Raw genomic sequence first — 17697 nt, 5'->3', positions numbered from 1 at the left:
AGATATTTCCTCCTAATAATGTGATCACGCTCGTGGATGGAAAGAGCGATAATTTTTTTGTAAGCTTTCTTTTGTGACATGCGCATAGATTTGAGTCGTTGATAAATTTACATGACCTAAAAGTTCTTGCACTGTACGCATATCGGCACCATTATTCAATAAGTGCGTCGCAAAAGTATGACGTAACATATGAGGATGGATATCACTATCCAAACTACTCTTTTTAATGATTTGATTTAATACATACTCGATCCCAGTAGGTGTGATTGGTTCTCCATGATGATTCACGAAGACATAGTCATGTGACTTATGGTATTTCGTCATTAAGACGCTGCGCCCTTTGGCAAAATACTCTTGCAAAGCATCTTGCGCAAATGAACCCAACGGCGCATAGCGTTCTTTATTTCCTTTTCCATGGATCAACATCACCTCTGAGCCAAAATCGATGGCAGACATCGTCAATTGGCTACATTCACTCAAACGGATACCTGATCCATATAGTACTTCTAATAATGCTCGATCTCTTAATGCTAAAGGACTATCCCCTGTCACACTTTCAAATAAGCTTTGCATCTCATTCTCATAAAAAAAACGAGGAAGTTTAACATTTTTTTTCTTCAAATGAACATACGAAAATGGATTTTCAGCGATTTTTTCTTCACGAAGAAGGTATTGATAAAATGAGCGTAAACTCGCAATTTTCCGACTCACCGAATTTCGACTGTACGACTTATCAGATAGATAACTTAGATAAACTCGTACATCCAAATAGCTGACTTTCAGTAGATCCGATTCCCCCGATTCCGCCAAGAATCGTTGAAAATCATTGATATCTTCTTCATAGGCAGATTTGGTTTTTTCTGAATACCCGCGCTCTATGATTAAATAACGCAAAAAATCTTCTTGTAAAGTTGGCTTCATTCTTTTTACACCTACCTTTAGATCCCAAAATAAATTTAGCATAGCCCCAGAGAAAAAACAAACAAATTGTCAGAATTTAACTAATATTTCTAAGTTTGTTCACAATTCAATTCGTTTGCTTGACAATTAAGGGATGAGCTGTCCAGAATCAACATAAAAAAACATGGTTATTATATAAATTGGCATGAGTTCAGTCAATAACCGAGAAATAAGCCGAAGTACTCAAAAATGGCAAACACCATCCTGAGACACTTCGACTTATTACATAACATCCATTTAACGAGAAGCAAATTCTTTATTCAAGACTTCTTGCTTCACTTTTTCATTGGCTGCTAAGGCACGTTGTGCAATTGCTTCATACCGAGATTTTTTATCACGGATTCGTTCAGGTAATTCTGGGAATAATCCGTAGTTTGCATTCATTGGTTGGAAATGTTTGCCTTCCGCATGTGTGATGTAGTAGGCCATACTTCCCATGGCTGTTTCTTGTGGCAACGTCACAGGTTCCAATTCTTTCGCTAAGCGAGCAGCGTTGATCCCTGCAAGCAAGCCACTTGCCGCACTTTCAACATAACCCTCTACACCCGTCATTTGTCCTGCAAAAAATAGATCTTCGCGTTTAGTCGATTGATAAGTCGGCTTCAAGAGTTCTGGTGAATTCATGAAACTGTTGCGATGCATTACACCATAACGGACAAATTCTGCATTTTCTAATCCTGGGATCATGCGGAACACGCGCTTTTGTTCGCCCCATTTTAAATGCGTCTGGAACCCAACGATATTATAAAGAGAAGCGGCTGCATTATCTTGTCTTAACTGGATGACTGCATATGGTCTTTTTCCTGTTTTAGGATCTTCTAGGCCGACTGGTTTCATTGGTCCGAATAGCATTGTCTTAAAGCCACGTTGCGCCATTACTTCGATTGGCATACAACCTTCAAAATATTTTTCTTTTTCAAAAGATTTCAATTCAGCAACTTCCGCATTGACCAAGGCTTCATGGAAAGCTTTAAATTCTTCTTCGGTCATCGGACAGTTTAAGTAAGCCGCCTCGCCTTTGTCATAACGTGATTTTAAATACACCTTGTCCATATCGATCGTTGATTTGTCGACGATCGGTGCCGCAGCATCGTAGAAATAGAAACCGTCTGAGCCATTGAATGCTTTGATGCTTTCTGCTAAAGGATGAGAAGTCAGAGGTCCTGTCGCTATCACCGTGATTCCTTCTGGTATCTCAGTGATTTCTTCATTCACCACTGTGACTAAAGGATGCTCTTTGACCTTACGAGTGATAGTTTCAGAAAATGAATCGCGGTCCACTGCTAAGGCACCGCCTGCAGGTACAGCTGTTTCATCTGCTGAATGGATGATCACTGAATCTAAGCGACGCATTTCTTCTTTCAATAAACCAACTGCGTTCGCAAGACTATTCCCTCTTAGAGAATTGGAACAGACTAATTCAGCAAAATTATCTGTATGATGCGCTTCTGTCTTCTTAACTGGTCTCATTTCATATAACTTTACAGGTACACCCGCTTGAGCGATTTGCCATGCTGCTTCGCTTCCAGCTAGACCTGCACCTACTACATTGACGATTTTCAACTAAAAACCTCTTCTCATTTCTTTATTTTTGAACATCTTCTTCGTAATCGCCATTCGTACAAACCACTTGTTTGCCGCCTTTGACTTTTTTCTCGACCAAATAATGGTCACATTTCGGACAATTTCTGCCGATTGGTTTTTCCCAAGAGGTGAATTCACATTCTGGGAAACGAGAGCAGCCATAGAATAGACGATTTTTCTTAGATTTACGTTCGATGACTTGTCCTTCATGACACACAGGACAAATGACGCCGATTTCCTTGACGATTGGTTTGGTGTTTCGGCAATCTGGAAAATTACTACATGCATAGAATTTACCATACTTCCCTAATTTTATCACCATCGGATGCCCACACAAATCACAATCAAAACCAGCTGGTTCATCTTTGATCTGGATTTTCTCAATTTTTTCTTCGGCATTCGATAATTCTTTTTCAAATGGTTTATAAAAACGATCGACGACTTCGATCCATTCTTCTTTTCCTTCTTCGACTTTATCCAAGTCATCTTCCATTTCAGCTGTAAAATGGATATCTACGATTTGTGGGAAGAACTCACAGATCAACGAATTGACGATCTCACCTAATTCGGTTGGTTCAAAACGTTTTTGTGTCAACTTCACATAATATCGTCGTTGGATCGTATCTAACGTTGGCGCATAAGTCGAGGGACGACCTACCCCGTTTTCTTCCAATGCACGGATCAATGTCGCTTCACTATAACGTGCAGGCGGTTGTGTGAAATGTTGTTTCGGTTCGATATCGACAGATTGCACCGTATCGCCTTCTGCTAACTCTGGCAAAATGTTTTCTTTGTCTTCTTTCCCATCATCGCGGCCTTCAACATACACTTGCATGAACCCTTTGAATTTGATTTTTGAGCCATTCGCAATGAATCTTACATTATTTTGTTCCAACGTGACTTTCATCGTATCCAATACAGCTGGCGTCATTTGACTTGCAACAAATCGTGACCAAATCAATGTATATAATTTCAATTGGTCTTTATCCAAGTATTGTTTCAACTCATCTGGTGTACGTAATGCACTGGTTGGACGCACTGCTTCATGGGCATCTTGTGCCCCTTTAGAGTTCGTTGCTTTACGTTCCGAATGACTGGAGAATTCTTTTCCGTATGTTTCTTCGATGAACGTTGCGACTTCGGCTTTAGCAGTATCGGCGATCCGTGTAGAATCGGTACGCATATACGTGATCAACCCGATCGTGCCTTGTTTTCCAAGTGAGATTCCTTCATACAACTGTTGCGCCACCATCATGGTTTTACGTGTTCTGAAATTCAATTTACGAGCGGCTTCTTGTTGCAAACTACTTGTCGTGAATGGGTTCGCAGGATTTCGCTTGCGTTCCTTCTTTTCGACTTTTGTTACTGCAAACTCTTTACCAGTGATCCGGTCAGTCACTTCTTTGACAGTTTCGGCATCGGACAATTTTTTCTTTTTGCCATCGACTCCCCAAAAGTTTGCTTTGAACTTCTTACGTTCTTTCTTAAAGTTTCCGTCAATACTCCAATACTCTTCCGGCGTAAAATCACGGATCTCTTTTTCGCGTTCAATGATGATCTTCAATGCGATCGACTGGACTCGACCAGCACTCAAGCCTTTTTTTACTTTACGCCATAAGATAGGACTAATCGAATAACCAACGATACGGTCAAGCGTTCGACGTGCTTGTTGCGCATCGACAAGATCCACATCGATCGTACGTGGTTCTTTAAATGCCGCTTTGACTGCATCCTTGGTGATTTCATTGAAGACAACACGATTTTTATCGTTGAGATCCAAGCCTAACAAGTAAGCCAAATGCCAAGCAATTGCTTCCCCTTCTCTATCCGGGTCACTTGCGAGGTAAACTTTTTGCGCTTTTTTTGCTGCTGCTTTTAGACTTTTGATGACATCGCCTTTTCCTCGAATCGAGATATAATGCGGTTCATAATTATTTTCAAAATCGATCCCCATCTTACTTTTAGGTAAGTCACGAATATGTCCTACACTAGCCATTACTTTATAATTACGGCCAAGATATTTTTCAATCGTCTTGGCTTTTGCAGGTGATTCTACGATCACTAAATATTTATATGCCATTCCTGAATGGACTCCTTTCCATTTTCGGGTTCCTACTATATATATGTTACAAGGACTTTTACAAATCGTAGCTTATCATATCCATTCAGAAATCGTTTGTCAAGGAAAGCAATAATAAATCAATCGTTATGATTCCAATTCATTAAGGATATCTTGTCCTGAAAAGGTACATATCGCTCCATCTTGGATCAATTGGTGACAACCAGTGGATTGACCTGTCAAAATATTCCCAGGGACAGAAAAAATCGGACGTCCAATCTCTAAGCCTTGCTCTGCTGTGATCAATGAGCCGCTTTTTGCTTTTGCTTCAATCACACAGATTCCACTTGATAAAGCGGCAATCAGACGATTTCTCATAGGAAAATGAAATTTTTGTGGACCAACATCTGGTAAAAACTCACTTAATAAAAGATGATCTCTAGCAATCCCTCGTTGCAACTGCTGATTTTCTTTCGGATAACTATGATTGATCCCCGTACCGATCACTGCAATCGTTCTGCCTGAACAGCGGATCGCTACTTGATGCGCATAAGTGTCTACGCCTTTCGCACAGCCACTAACAACTAGATAGTCTTGGTCAATCACAGGAGTGATCACTCGCTCTACGATTTTTCGCGCATAACCAGATGTTTGTCTACCACCAACGACAGCGATCATTTTTCGTTTCATCAGCGAAAGATCCCCTTGATAAAATAATAAGATCGGGGGATTTGCCAAATGAAGCAATTGTGAAGGGTAGATCGGATCAAGAAAAGTTATGTATGGATTCTCTCCTATTCTATTCCGCCAAGTATAGTTGATCTGGCTCCAATAGTCATAAAAAATTGCTCTAGAGCGATTGAAGTGCGAAACTGTCAACATATCATCAACCGACAACCATTCTTTCTTTTCACTTAATAGATGACGGATCACACGCCATTTTTGCTCTCCGCTCAGTCCTTTGACTAATGCCAACTTTGTAATAAATTCATTGTATATAACCATAAAGCGCCACCTTTTCTAATCTTTTTTATAAGATACGTAAAAAGTGGCGCATCGCTTATGATAAATATTGTTTGACTGGTGCAAAACTTTTACGATGGATTGGCGTGATGCCATGTTGTGCTAATCCTAACAGATGTTCTTTTGTTCCATAACCTGCATTCTTGGCAAAACCATAGCCAGGATATTGTAACTCGTATTCTTTCATCAAACGGTCGCGATAGACTTTTGCAATGATACTTGCAGCAGCAATCGAAATTGAACGGGCATCTCCTTTGATCAATTTATTTTGTGCAATCGGCAGATCTAAAGTCATCGCATCGATCAATAAATACGTAGGTTCTGGTGTCAATTCTTTAAGAGCTTCACACATCGCTAATTTACTTGCTTCGTAAATATTGACACGATCGATCGTCTGCTCATCGATCACACCAATCCCGACGGAGAGGGCTTTTTCTTGAATCTGTTCATACAGTTCTTCACGTTTTTTTTCAGATAATTGCTTGGAATCGTTCAATCCGTAAATCTCTACACCTTTAGGTAAAATAACAGCTGCGGCTACAACAGGGCCAGCCAAGGGGCCTCTTCCTACCTCGTCGATCCCTGCAATCAGGTCATACCCTTGAGCGTATCCTTCATTTTCGTAGAAGGACATCGTCTCATATTTTTCACGAAGCAAAGCTTCCTTTGCTAAGCGTTTTTCAAAAGAGCTTAACGCTTGTTGGACACCTTTTCTTGTGTCTAATCTTAGTTGTGTGACTATCGGATCATCAAGCGTTGTGAGTTGTTTCAGTTTTTCTTTGATACTCTGGATCGATTCACTCATGAGTAGTCTCTTCCATTTCTTCACAACGATCTAAAGTATAGCGACCAAGTTTCCCTTGGCGGATATCAAAAACGACTAGCTCGCTCCCACGGTCATAATCTTGGCGATACCCTCTACGTTCCGTGATCGTCATCAATAACTCAGGTGCAACTTGTTGCTCTTCTTCTATTGATAGTCCATAACGTTCGCTGATTTTATTAGGGTAGTAACGGGCAAAGAAATCTAAGCCGTAAATTGCTAGATCATCAAGGTGTACCAATTGGTCTTTGATTGCACCAGTCAAGGCTAGTTTTTTACCGATTTCTTCATCTTCAAACTTAGGCCATAAAATACCAGGTGTATCTAATAGTTCTAATTCACTTCCTAAACGAAGCCATTGTTGCCCTTTCGTTACCCCAGGCTTATTCCCTGTTTGTGCAATCTTTTTGCCCACTAAACGATTCATCAATGTCGATTTTCCTACATTAGGAATTCCTAGGACCATCGCGCGGATTGCTCGAGGTTTGATGCCACGAGCTGCGTCTCTTTCGCGTTTTTCTTTCAATGCTTCTTTTGCCGCAGGGATCAACGCTTTGATTCCTTTACTTTCTTGAGCGGTGATTGCTAAGGCTTGATGTCCTTGCTTTCTAAAGTATTGTTGCCATAATTTTGTTTGTTGCGGATCCGCTAGATCAGCTTTATTCAATAAAACAAGTCTTGGTTTTTGTTGGATGATTTGATCTAACATTGGATTACGTGAAGACAAAGGTAGTCGTGCATCAACTAACTCAAAGACGATATCAACATATTTCATCTTTTCTGAAACTTCACGTCTAGCTTTCGCCATATGTCCTGGGAACCATTGAATAGTCATTGGTGTTTCCTCCTCTAAAACTTAAAATCTAAAAAAGTTGCTCTTTACTTATACAGTACTTGAATGAACTACACTTCTAGGAGTATACAAGAAAAAAACTAAAAATCAAACGGCTTATTCTCAAGTTTCTTCATTTTGCAACTTTCTAAGAATTTTTTTCTCATTATCGAGCAACCATTGAATATCTTGCTCATATTTTTTTAGATGGCCTTCTTGTATATTTTTTTGAAAATTTGCTTCCCCGCGACTCGCTGCTTTAGTGATGAAGTCCATCATATAAGAAAGTCGCTCGATCATCGTAGGAATCAAATTTGGATACTCGGACTCATCTAGTCTGTATGCTTCAATAAATTTTTTTAAACGATGACACGTTTCATCCGTGATTGGATCTCCTTGATTCATCTCTAAAGGTACCCAGCGATAGGCGGCATAGCTTACATCCCAGGTTCTTGATCCTGGTGTGATCGTGTCAAAATCAATGATACCAATGGCTATACCATTTTTCGTTGTCACATTGTATGGCGCAAAATCATTGTGACACATTACCTCACGCTCTTCGAACGAATGTAGCATCCACGGTTCTGTGCCACTTAAGGAAGTAAGGTATCCTTGATTTTGGTCGTGGAAATCTCTTAACAACCGACCTGCTGAACAAATGGCACTGTCCGTCAACAATTGAGGGGGCAAAGGATAATCATAGACCTCACCTGCGAGATAAGATACCACTTCATTTCCTTGCTCATCATAGCCTAGTGGTTCTGGCACATAAGTTACACCTTGGTTCCTTAGGTAACTTAAAAATTTTTGGACCTCCTCCGACCAGACTTTCTTAGGACGAATCACTTGCTCTTCTTGGATCACTACACCGTCTCTTCCTTTTGGTTTCTTTTCGATCATCTAGCTCCTCGCTTTCGACTCTTTTCTTCAGTTTACCATATCGATTCCACCTCATGTTCTAAAAATGGAAAGAGAGACGTCCTTTCAACAAGCAAGTTTCCATTTGTTAAAGTCATTCAAGGAGAATGTTGGCTATCCTAGAAATATTTACCATTGAAACAAGTCTTCTATTTCATAGTTATCTCAGAACGTGTACCGACATATGATGCGAAACTCTGGAGAAGTGAATCCATGCTTATTCAGATCGTAAACTGGACAAAAATATTTGATGAGGAGGGAATACCTTAACAGGATAAAATCCTTTGTCCGATCTACTCACAAGAGGAATACTTCATATTTCTGATTCCTAGCCGATCTTTTGGCGTACGCCATGAGTCAGTTTTAAGAAATGTCAAACGATCAATCAGCCAACGTTAGAAAGCAATCAATGTAAAAAAGAATTTGCATAGTAATGAAAAAAGTAAGCTCCGTAAAACAATCGACTGAACGATTCGTTTCATGAAGCTTACTTTTTAACCTGATCCGACTCGAAGTATACAGCTCGTTGACAAGAAGATTCACATGATTTCTAAAAGTTTTTTAGAAGATTTTTATTTTGCCATACTTACCTTCACTAACCATAGAACTCCTTCATTTGTCCTCATACAGCTATTTTTGAATACTTCTTGCAATACGCTTTATTTTTTATAATTCACACTAATTTTATTCACTTTTGTAAACATATCTAAATCTACTTCAATCAGTCCATCATGTACTAATTTCCGCTGATTGACATCAGAATCAGCAGTCTTATATAAATCAAGGTTTACAAATCCTTTTTGATTACTTCCGTCAACATAGTAGCCAACATATTCACTGTCTTTAGGTATAGTAAAAAGAACAGTCATTTTCTTGTCTTTGAGGGTAATATCTTTGATGTCTTCTTTGTTAAAGAGCGCTACCTCTTCTGAATCGGCGTTTTCAACTGCATTCAAGACAATCGTCGGTTGCTTAGAAAATGAAAAAAATAAAAGCGACATGACTGAAACAATCGAACAAAGTGCTACTACAAAAAACAATTTTCCTCGCTTTTTTTTCTGATTCACCGCCATTTCTTTAGTAGTATCAATCATCGTCTCAGTCATAGTAGAATTTTCCAATAGTTCGTCTAAAGACACACCTAAGCTGGTCGATATTTCCACTAGTGTATGTATGTCTGGGTAATTTCTGCCGATTTCCCAATTAGAAATAGCTGAACGACTAACATTTCATCTCTTTGCCAATTCTTCCTGTGTAATTCCTGCTTGATGCCTTTTTTCTTTTAATATTTTACCAAAATCCACAACATCGCCTCCTTATTCTATCTCTCATTATAACCATTTCATAAAAGAACTTAAAAGCGAATTATTGAAACGAATTGATATATTTCCGATTATTCGATGTCACAATCTGTGACACCTTGTAAAACAAGGATTCTTGCTATTGAAAATGTGAAACAAAACACTTATTATCAAGAGGTGAACGTCCACTAAAAAATAACAAAAAAGGAGTACTTATGAAAAAATTATTTTTATAGTACTGTTGATTATACATTTAGCGGATACGTCCAATAAAATAAAAAATTCTTTCCCAAGTTAAATACTTTGACAATGCTTACCGACGAGCGCATGATAGAGGAAAATTGAAAGGAGCTGTAGCAAGATGAACACAATGGTTTTTGTCAATTTCCCTGTGCAAGATGTTGGTCGCTCGGTCGAATTCTATACAAAATTAGGATTCAAACAAAATAAAGAATTTTCAACTGAGGAAGCAAGCGCAATGGTTTGGGATGACACATTTTGGGTGATGCTCTTGACACATGACTTTTACAAAAAATTCTTGAAAAACAAAGAAATCGCAGACACAAAAAAAATGAGCGGTGCACTGATTGCTTTTAGTTTAGCAAATGCTGCAGAAGTCAAACGTTTTGGTGAAATTGCAAAAGAAAATGGTGGTAGCTACCATACAGTCGAGATGGGAATACCGGAAGAAGAAATGTATTCTCTTGAAGTACAAGATCCTGATGGAAACACATTGGAACCAATGTGGATGAAAATATAATCAAAAAAAGAAGACTTTCCAACATATTGCTATTGGGAAGTCTTCTTTTATTTTACCTGATCCATTTGATTTCATTTAATGGGTAATACACAAATCTCGCTTTTCCTAAAATTTCATCTCTAGATATTGTTCCAAATGAACGACTATCTTTTGATACACGACGATTATCCCCCAAAACAAAATAGCTATCTTCAGGTAATTCTGTATATCCTATCAACTCTTCCAAGGTAAAATCGGTAGTATAAGGTGCATTTTCATGGTCCGAACGGATATTTTTACTTAAATAAGGTTCTTCGATTGGCTGGCCGTTGATTTTTAGTTGGTCCTTTTCATAACTAATAGTTTCTCCCGGTAGACCAATGACTCTCTTGATATAGATCGTGCCATCTGAAAGTTGGAAAACGACTACATCAAATCTTCTGATTTCAGAGAATTTTTCCATAACGACCATATCACCTTGCTTAAGGACATTCTCCATCGAGTTTCCTTCCACTGGTACTGGGATCAATATAAATCCCCGTAAAATAAATGCAATCACTATGGAACAAAGTAAAAATTTAATAAATAACCAAAAACGGTCAATATAACGCTGCTTTTTTGTCAAAGCCCATCAATCCATCCCTCGTAAAATCTTAACCTATTATCCTCATTATATAGAATAACTACAGAAAAAGCGAATGGTTCAATAATCATTTACAGATAGACGCGAAAAAAGACGGACATACGTACGATGCTTTAGAAATAATTGAATAGACCAAAATCACTGTATCAAATAGGACTATTCAAAAATATTGTCTAAGCAGTACTTGTCTCGTCTTTTTTAAGTCATACCCTTCATACCAGATCCATTGTTCAGGCGAGATGATTATTCTCTAGATAATGATCCCAAGCTTTATCAAAGATATCCATAGAGGGCAAATAATCAACATTCATTTCTAAATAATCAGAGATTTCTTCATAACTCGTACTATGTTTTGGAAACTGGATATCTTTTCCAGCTTCGGTTGCAAACGTTGATAACGCATCGGAAGATTTCCCTCCACGAAGAGTCATCAGATAGTGATAGAAGCTGCGATTCATTGCTTTCCCTCCCAATTGTCAGCAATAAATGCCGCACGACGCGCATGATTACGCTCAAAGTTCTCAGGATTTTTTTTGTAGTAATCTTGATGTTCATCTTCTGCTAAATAGAAGGTCTCCGCTGGCTCAATCGTCGTAACGATGGGATCACTAAAGCGACCACTTGCTGCAAGTTGTTGTTTGCTTTCTTCAGCTTTTTGACGTTGTTCTTCTGTAGTATAAAAAATCACAGGTCGGTAATTGTCGCCTCGGTCTTCAAATTGACCAAAAGCGTCTAAATTTAGAACGGAAGTGAACGTATATAAATGGAAAAATCCTTTAAAATCAACCATTTAATAGTATGACTTTAGAAGTAACTGCCATTGAATATACCATAAAAGGTAGTCAAAGGGTAGTCATTTGACACAATTTATTTATCAGGTATAATAATCATTGAAAGTGAATTTAAACAAATATACACCATAAACACAGCGTACCTGCGAATACGTTGTGTTTTTTCTTTTTTCAAGAAAAGACGCTTACCGCTGCGAAACAGTAAGCGCCATGTCGGCTCTAATGTTTATCTAGCCAATGACTAAATAATGCCAACGTTAAACCAATTAACAATGGCAAGAGCACGTGCTCTAAAGTGAATTCAAACAAATTATACACCTCCTTCCACAAAAATCTCTGTGGAAGCGACGAGCCGACATTTTATTATAGCATTATTGAATTTTATTTTTTACAACTTTTATACAATAATCTATGAATTTTCACAACCAAGTTATTTGCAAATAATAAAAAAAAGCATATCTATTTAACCAAAAACAGCAAATGGTTAAATAGATATGCAATCTTGTTTTATATCAAGCTAAAATTAATTATGTACCCTGTAGGACTCGAACTTACAACCGGACGGTTATGAGCCGTCTGCTCTGACCAACTGAGTTAAGGATACAGATTGTTGCCACCATTTATTTGCTTATTCATTTTAAAAGAAAGAGTTGGTGACAACAAACCTATTATCGCAGTAACTTAGATTGTGATTAACAATGGGTATAATGAACATGCGATAATATAATTATTTTATCGAACATGTTTCACTACTGTCAAATTGAATTTGAATATCTTTATTTACATATAATGGGTATAAAAAAGAATCACCCGATTATATCCCATTGTTTCGATTTGTAAAAAGACTAGGATTTAATTTATCAGATATTACGCTTATATAGCTTTTGCAAAAAAACAATACAAAAAAAGCTACTCTTTCGAGTAGCCTAAGAGAAAAAATATCATAAAACTAGAGAACTTGACGAATTTAATCGAGATTTATCACGACAAGCATTTTGTGCTACATGTTGTGAAAAAGATCATGCGAATACAGTCATGTAACACATTTTAATTATAATATATATAATTAAGGTTTTCTATTCGATTTCGTTATATCTTGTATAAAAAATACCACCCGAAGGTGGGTAATTATTAAACTCTTTTTTGCAAGTTAATGCTATTTAAATTCTTCTTTGTCTTCAAAAATTTTTAGTAATCCTGAATTCATTTCTATAAAATTCGATATTTTATATTCCCAACCTTCAATAAACCCCATTTTTAATTTAATAGTAGTAATTGATATTGTTTCAAAGATACCTAATTTATCATTAATTACCAAAGGAAAATAAATACTAAGTAAAAGTTGATTTAAATCTTCTAATGATAATACTAGTTTTAGCATTGCTAATAAACCAAAGAGGCTACCTTTTTTTATTTCATTCAACACACTATTATCATAATATTTTTTGAAATTTTTTTCTTTAAGTGCTCCAATTTTTTTGGAATATAAAACTTCTTCATGAGCACATATATTTCTATAAAAGTTAACAGCTTTAATTATTTGCTTCAAAGCACCAACTGATACGTCATTTTTTGTATTATATTCTCTTTTAAATTTCACACTAAAATCTCTAGCAATTTTTTCTTGTAAATCATTTGTTAAAGAATTAAAAAGATATGATGTTTCGCCAAAAGTTAAATTATTAATTAGTACCCATATTGGTATATGTGAATAATTTTCTAAATAATGTTTTATTGAATTACTGTATTTTTTCTCTCTGAATTATTTTAGATAAATTAGCTATATTTATTAATACATTATCCAAAGAACTAGGTTCTTTTGTATAGCAATTTGCGTTTAAATACGCATTCTTTTCGGGAAATTTTTCTGCAAATCTATATGCAATAATAGTTTTTAAATTAGTTTCAAACATCAATAAGTATTTAAATATATGGTTTCTAAAGTCTCTATCTAAAGAATACAAACGATAAATTTCATTAAAATTTGTATTCTCAATAAATTTTTCAGAGCTACCATAGCTTTTATCTAAAAAGATATCTTTATATCCATTAATAACATTATAGTAATTTTCTCTCAAAAGAATAGACTTAGTTACCTCTTTGTCAGAAACAACCAGTTCTCTACTTATCAAAATATCAATCTGATTATCTAATGTTTTAAACGGTTCGCTAATCATATTACCACCTATACAAAAAACGCCATAACCGCATTCTGACGATCATGGCTTAATCTTCTAGAAAAATTAGAACAATAAACTAATCCGCATACAACAAAAAATTATTTTTTATAATTTATTCTAGAATAAAACATTAATTTTAAAGTTTATGTACCCTGTAGGACTCGAACCTACGACCGGACGGTTATGAGCCGCCTGCTCTGACCAACTGAGCTAAGGGTACAGGTTGTTGCCACGTTATCATGTATTTTAGGAAGAATCATGTGGCAACTAACCTGTTATCACGAAAAATTGAGTTGGTATTGGGTTATGAGAGATAATGTTTTCACGTAATAACACATTTATTTTATCGAACATTTTTTGCTGTTGTCAATATGATTACTATCTAACTACTTTATCTTAATTATTTATTCATAGCTGTACTTGAAAATTCGGAAGAATTAGCAAGTTAATCATAGAGCACAAAAAAGACCTCACTCAAGATTGAGAGAGGTTTTATTTTTATGTTTTTATCTACTCTTCATAAAACCAACTTCTATTTCTTTCAGTAACCTTTTAAAAGTCATCACTCCTGTTTCTTCAGAAGAGCTTAAGACAAACATGGTTGCTTTACCATTACCTATCTTTTGTAGCATTTCCTTTTCAACTAAACTATTTACGTTTTTTCTAACAGTGTGATCTTTATAGCTTGTAGAATTCACTATATCTTTAATTTTAAAAGTAGGTTTTTCCATAGCATATTTAATTATGTTAGATTCTACTTCGTTTAAACCACTTAAACTTTCTAACATATTTATTTTCCATATCCTAACTTCAGTAGAATCAAAATTAGTATCAACTTCTGGAATACGCAAGCTGTTCTTTGTAGCTGCCTCAAAAATTCTAGGTCCTCATGACCCTCCTTTTTCAGCAATCCCTACTCTTCTAAATAGCGTTGAAATAATCGAATTTCTCGTTACCGAAAAACTTCCATTTATAAATTCCTCTTTAGAAACTTTCATTTCTCCCGGATTGTAGAAACTTACATAATCATCACAATCGATTATTTTTATAACTTTATCAGAATCATAATAAGCATGCATTAATGTATTTACTAATGCTTCTTTCAAAGCAAGTAATAGGTCTGTTCTATAGGACCCTCTCGTCATATTTTCTTCTTGTCTATAGGAATCAGGCACACTAAGTTCTAATTTTTGAATAACTAAATTATAGAACGAAAACAAATTCATCTCAGGATAATTCATATCCCCACTTGATACCCTATCTCGCCAGTCAGTATCTAAAAAGCTTTGTTTTTTAAAATAATCTAATTGAAATTTTTTAAATCTATCAGTTATAGAATTATATTTCCCAAAAAATAATAATCCACCTACAGTTAGTCTATATGGCGACTTAGAATCTTGTCTGTCTTTTTTTAATACTCCAATATTCTTTAACAATTTTTCATGGCTAAGTTCTAAATATTTAGAATTATTCGTATTTTTATAAAGTAAATTTCTATATTCGTCCACTGTTTCAAGATTTAAATCGTCTATGTCATAGTTTTGCAATAACTCACTATCGATATCATTCTGCGAATCTACTATTAAGTATTTAAATTGTGCATCATCTGCAATACGATCACCATCAGCCGTTCTAATATATGTTTTACTTTTGTTATTATTTATATACACTGGTCTCCTTTCATACGGTGCTTTGGGTACATTTATTTCTATAATAGTTTTACCCGACACCTTGAATGTTTGAACATCTTCATTAGCAAGTAAGTTAACACTAACTTTTTGTTTATCATGAATACAATTCCAAAATTCAGTAATAACTTTTTCTGGATTGTCGACTCCTACTACTTTGTACTTTTTTTCTGATACTATCTCTTCGATACCTAAAATTATAATTCCACCATTAGTATTTGCAAACGCGCTATAAGTTGACCATACATCACTAGATAGTTTAGTTTGCGATTTTTTAAACTCTAGTTGGAAGTTTTCTCTTGGTGTCGTAAAGATTTCATCTTTTAATTCAATAAACTTAATTTTTTACACCCCCTAATCTTAATTCAAAAGTATTTCAAAAGTATTTCAAAAGTATTTCAAAAGAATTGACAATATAGAAATATGAGGTATAATTTTATATTTTATATGCTGTATATAGATATAATATATCTCTTGTTCTCCCTAAAAAAATAAATTCTTTGGATATATTAGAAATTTGTTTAGCAAACAATAAATCTGATTATGTACCGCCCCTCAAACGAGGAGCTTTTAGTTTATAACGTCAAATAGATATCCTTAATTCGAACATCATTGACTGCACCTTCACCGTTTGCTTGATTACAACGGCGGAAAATGACATCGATTTTCGTGCCTTTTTCCACCCAACTTAGATCCACTGTGACGTCCATTCCTAGGGCATCGCCACCTTTATAATTATAGGATTTCTTCACGTCAGGTCGTTTGATTCCTTGCGAAGCAACACGAGTGATTTCTTTGGTTGTACCATGTTCAATGATAAGAATATAAGCATATTTTCCAATTGAACCCTCTGGTTTGTCAGGCACTAACCATCCAGCAATTCGGACTTTTCCTTTGCTTACTTCATTGAACTTATCTAGTTTCGCCCACGCGTTCCCTTGGTGAACAGCTTTACTTTCTGCGACTGCTTTATCATGGTCGGATGGTGTTTGTGGTTTTGATACTGTATTTGTAGAAGAAGTAGCTCCACTCAGCGATTCGCCTGTAATCGCTTCAACTAAACATTTCGCTACTGCATCAATATTATCAACTAATTTCTTTACATCACTCGCATTAGAAATGAATCCTAGCTCAACTAAGCGATAGGAAATTCCACGATTAGAAAAGACATTACAGTTCAATAGATCATCACGCTTATAAGTACCTGTTGGTTTTGATGATTCCCAAAGACCTATATACTTTTCCAAAACTTTTGCTATCGCAAGATCATTGTTATCTGGAGAATATTTAGCATTGATAATTACATGACCACCAGTAGCTGTAGCACTTGCAGCATCCAAATGAAACTCTGTCACCGAAGCATAACCATTTACGTCATACGCTCCACCTCCAGCTTTTGTTTGCTGATACATATCTAGCGATTCATTGTAAAAGTCGATTTGATTCCTTTTCAACTTAGAAGCCCATGCTTTCAATTTTTGGCCTAAAATATTTCTGGTAAACGTTGCTTCTTGATAACCATTTCCTACTGCTCCTGGATCCCCTTGTCCGTGTCCAAAAACTACTAAGTGTTTACTCATTTTCATCGTCTCCTTGTAAATGATTTATTGGGAAATATTTTTCTTTTTTAACTTCAATTTCATCTTCTAGCCACTTAATTAGCCACATTGGAAATTTATCTTCCCAACCTAAAACAGCGATATTTGCCATCAAACTATAGAAATTATGGTAAATAAAAGCGAAGGTAAACAAACAAAAAATAATGGAGCCAGTACCTAACAAATAATCAAATCCATAGGCAATCATGCAAATCACCAAGATTATAAAATCTCGAATAGCTGAATCAATCAGAGTCGTACTATTTTTCTTTTTACTTGTCGATAGTTTGGCTAAACTAGAACCCACAGCCCATTCCATAAGAAAAACTGCTAATAATATTCCAATAACAACCGCATGCTCAATGCCTATTTTTTTTGACGTAATCCAATCAGGAAACACAAAAGAAACTCCCCCACCAATAGCACCGAATACCCAACTACCGTCATGACTCATTTTTAAAAGTTGATTTTTCAACAGTTCTATCATTGTATTCACTTATTTTCTTCCTTTCATAAAAAATAAAGAACGCACTCGTTTGAGTACGTTCTATCTTTAGC

At 36.0% G+C, this 17697-nt stretch carries 17 protein-coding genes, 2 tRNA genes and 2 pseudogenes; 1 reads left to right on the top strand and 20 read right to left on the bottom strand.

Annotated features, from left to right (window positions below; all coding sequences use genetic code 11):
• Positions 1 to 24: 24 nt before the first annotated feature.
• From xerC to IGJ49_RS05605, 9 genes and pseudogenes are all read right to left on the bottom strand, one after another.
• A complete protein-coding gene (gene xerC / locus IGJ49_RS05645; protein WP_153830381.1) occupies positions 25 to 921 on the bottom strand; it encodes a tyrosine recombinase XerC in 897 nt (298 codons plus the stop codon).
• A 276-nt stretch (positions 922 to 1197) separates the two neighbouring features.
• Positions 1198 to 2523, bottom strand: a complete 1326-nt coding sequence (trmFO, locus tag IGJ49_RS05640; RefSeq protein ID WP_023519489.1) for an FADH(2)-oxidizing methylenetetrahydrofolate--tRNA-(uracil(54)-C(5))-methyltransferase TrmFO — start codon at positions 2521 to 2523, stop codon at positions 1198 to 1200.
• A 22-nt stretch (positions 2524 to 2545) separates the two neighbouring features.
• Positions 2546 to 4624 (bottom strand): type I DNA topoisomerase, encoded by a 2079-nt coding sequence (gene topA, locus IGJ49_RS05635; protein WP_438722709.1) that lies wholly within the window; start codon positions 4622 to 4624, stop codon positions 2546 to 2548.
• 126 nt (positions 4625 to 4750) lie between these two features.
• The gene (gene dprA / locus IGJ49_RS05630) at positions 4751 to 5608 is read right to left on the bottom strand and encodes a DNA-processing protein DprA (RefSeq protein WP_010735744.1); all 858 of its coding nucleotides are present in this window, start codon (positions 5606 to 5608) and stop codon (positions 4751 to 4753) included.
• A gap of 55 nt (positions 5609 to 5663) precedes the next feature.
• Positions 5664 to 6431, bottom strand: coding sequence for a ribonuclease HII (locus tag IGJ49_RS05625; RefSeq protein WP_010735745.1), 768 nt, complete (start codon positions 6429 to 6431; stop codon positions 5664 to 5666).
• Positions 6424 to 7284, bottom strand: coding sequence for a ribosome biogenesis GTPase YlqF (gene ylqF, locus IGJ49_RS05620; protein ID WP_023519485.1), 861 nt, complete (start codon positions 7282 to 7284; stop codon positions 6424 to 6426). Before ylqF ends, IGJ49_RS05625 begins: the two co-directional genes overlap by 8 nt.
• Before the next feature lie 120 nt (positions 7285 to 7404).
• On the bottom strand, positions 7405 to 8181 hold the full coding sequence (locus IGJ49_RS05615) for an aminoglycoside phosphotransferase family protein (RefSeq protein ID WP_349520239.1): 777 nt from the start codon (positions 8179 to 8181) through the stop codon (positions 7405 to 7407).
• 677 nt (positions 8182 to 8858) lie between these two features.
• On the bottom strand, positions 8859 to 9305 hold the full coding sequence (locus IGJ49_RS05610; protein ID WP_438722706.1) for a hypothetical protein: 447 nt from the start codon (positions 9303 to 9305) through the stop codon (positions 8859 to 8861).
• 27 nt (positions 9306 to 9332) lie between these two features.
• Positions 9333 to 9416, bottom strand: a pseudogene (locus IGJ49_RS05605) (helix-turn-helix domain-containing protein); the annotation flags it as partial.
• A 445-nt stretch (positions 9417 to 9861) separates the two neighbouring features.
• On the opposite strand from IGJ49_RS05605, the gene IGJ49_RS05600 reads away from it, so the two are divergent.
• Positions 9862 to 10260, top strand: coding sequence for a VOC family protein (locus IGJ49_RS05600; RefSeq protein WP_010735749.1), 399 nt, complete (start codon positions 9862 to 9864; stop codon positions 10258 to 10260).
• Positions 10261 to 10312: 52 nt separating this feature from the next.
• Here the strand turns inward: IGJ49_RS05600 and lepB are convergent, their stop codons facing one another.
• From lepB to IGJ49_RS05545, 11 genes and pseudogenes are all read right to left on the bottom strand, one after another.
• Complete coding sequence (gene lepB, locus IGJ49_RS05595) at positions 10313 to 10864, bottom strand: signal peptidase I (RefSeq protein ID WP_137072186.1); 552 nt, start codon at positions 10862 to 10864, stop codon at positions 10313 to 10315.
• A gap of 248 nt (positions 10865 to 11112) precedes the next feature.
• The gene (locus IGJ49_RS05590; RefSeq protein ID WP_010735751.1) at positions 11113 to 11340 is read right to left on the bottom strand and encodes a YozE family protein; all 228 of its coding nucleotides are present in this window, start codon (positions 11338 to 11340) and stop codon (positions 11113 to 11115) included.
• Positions 11337 to 11615 (bottom strand): annotated as a pseudogene (locus IGJ49_RS05585) (peptide-methionine (S)-S-oxide reductase); the annotation flags it as partial. The gene IGJ49_RS05590 and the pseudogene IGJ49_RS05585, both read right to left, overlap by 4 nt.
• A gap of 588 nt (positions 11616 to 12203) precedes the next feature.
• Positions 12204 to 12277: transfer RNA gene (locus IGJ49_RS05580), tRNA-Ile, on the bottom strand.
• Between the two features lie 552 nt (positions 12278 to 12829).
• Positions 12830 to 13360: an Abi family protein gene (locus tag IGJ49_RS05575; protein WP_438723977.1), complete on the bottom strand. Its 531-nt coding sequence runs from the start codon at positions 13358 to 13360 to the stop codon at positions 12830 to 12832.
• Positions 13361 to 13412: 52 nt separating this feature from the next.
• Positions 13413 to 13850, bottom strand: coding sequence for an Abi family protein (locus IGJ49_RS05570; protein WP_438722704.1), 438 nt, complete (start codon positions 13848 to 13850; stop codon positions 13413 to 13415).
• 149 nt (positions 13851 to 13999) lie between these two features.
• A tRNA-Ile gene (locus tag IGJ49_RS05565) sits at positions 14000 to 14073 on the bottom strand.
• Between the two features lie 286 nt (positions 14074 to 14359).
• Positions 14360 to 14704 carry a hypothetical protein gene (locus tag IGJ49_RS05560; RefSeq protein ID WP_438722702.1) on the bottom strand — a complete coding sequence of 115 codons (345 nt, stop codon included), beginning with the start codon at positions 14702 to 14704 and terminating at the stop codon, positions 14360 to 14362.
• Between the two features lie 36 nt (positions 14705 to 14740).
• Entirely contained in the window at positions 14741 to 15856 is a 1116-nt protein-coding gene (locus IGJ49_RS05555) for an RNA-binding domain-containing protein (RefSeq protein ID WP_438723975.1), read from the bottom strand.
• A 260-nt stretch (positions 15857 to 16116) separates the two neighbouring features.
• On the bottom strand, positions 16117 to 17121 hold the full coding sequence (locus IGJ49_RS05550) for an N-acetylmuramoyl-L-alanine amidase (RefSeq protein WP_438722700.1): 1005 nt from the start codon (positions 17119 to 17121) through the stop codon (positions 16117 to 16119).
• Positions 17114 to 17626, bottom strand: coding sequence for a phage holin family protein (locus IGJ49_RS05545; protein ID WP_438723973.1), 513 nt, complete (start codon positions 17624 to 17626; stop codon positions 17114 to 17116). The genes IGJ49_RS05550 and IGJ49_RS05545 overlap by 8 nt, the downstream gene beginning before the upstream one ends.
• Positions 17627 to 17697: the final 71 nt, after the last annotated feature.

It is taken from the genome of Enterococcus sp. AZ171 (assembly GCF_051714005.1).
Lineage (GTDB): Bacteria > Bacillota > Bacilli > Lactobacillales > Enterococcaceae > Enterococcus_B > Enterococcus_B pernyi.
This window is presented reverse-complemented; position numbering and strand designations above follow the sequence as displayed.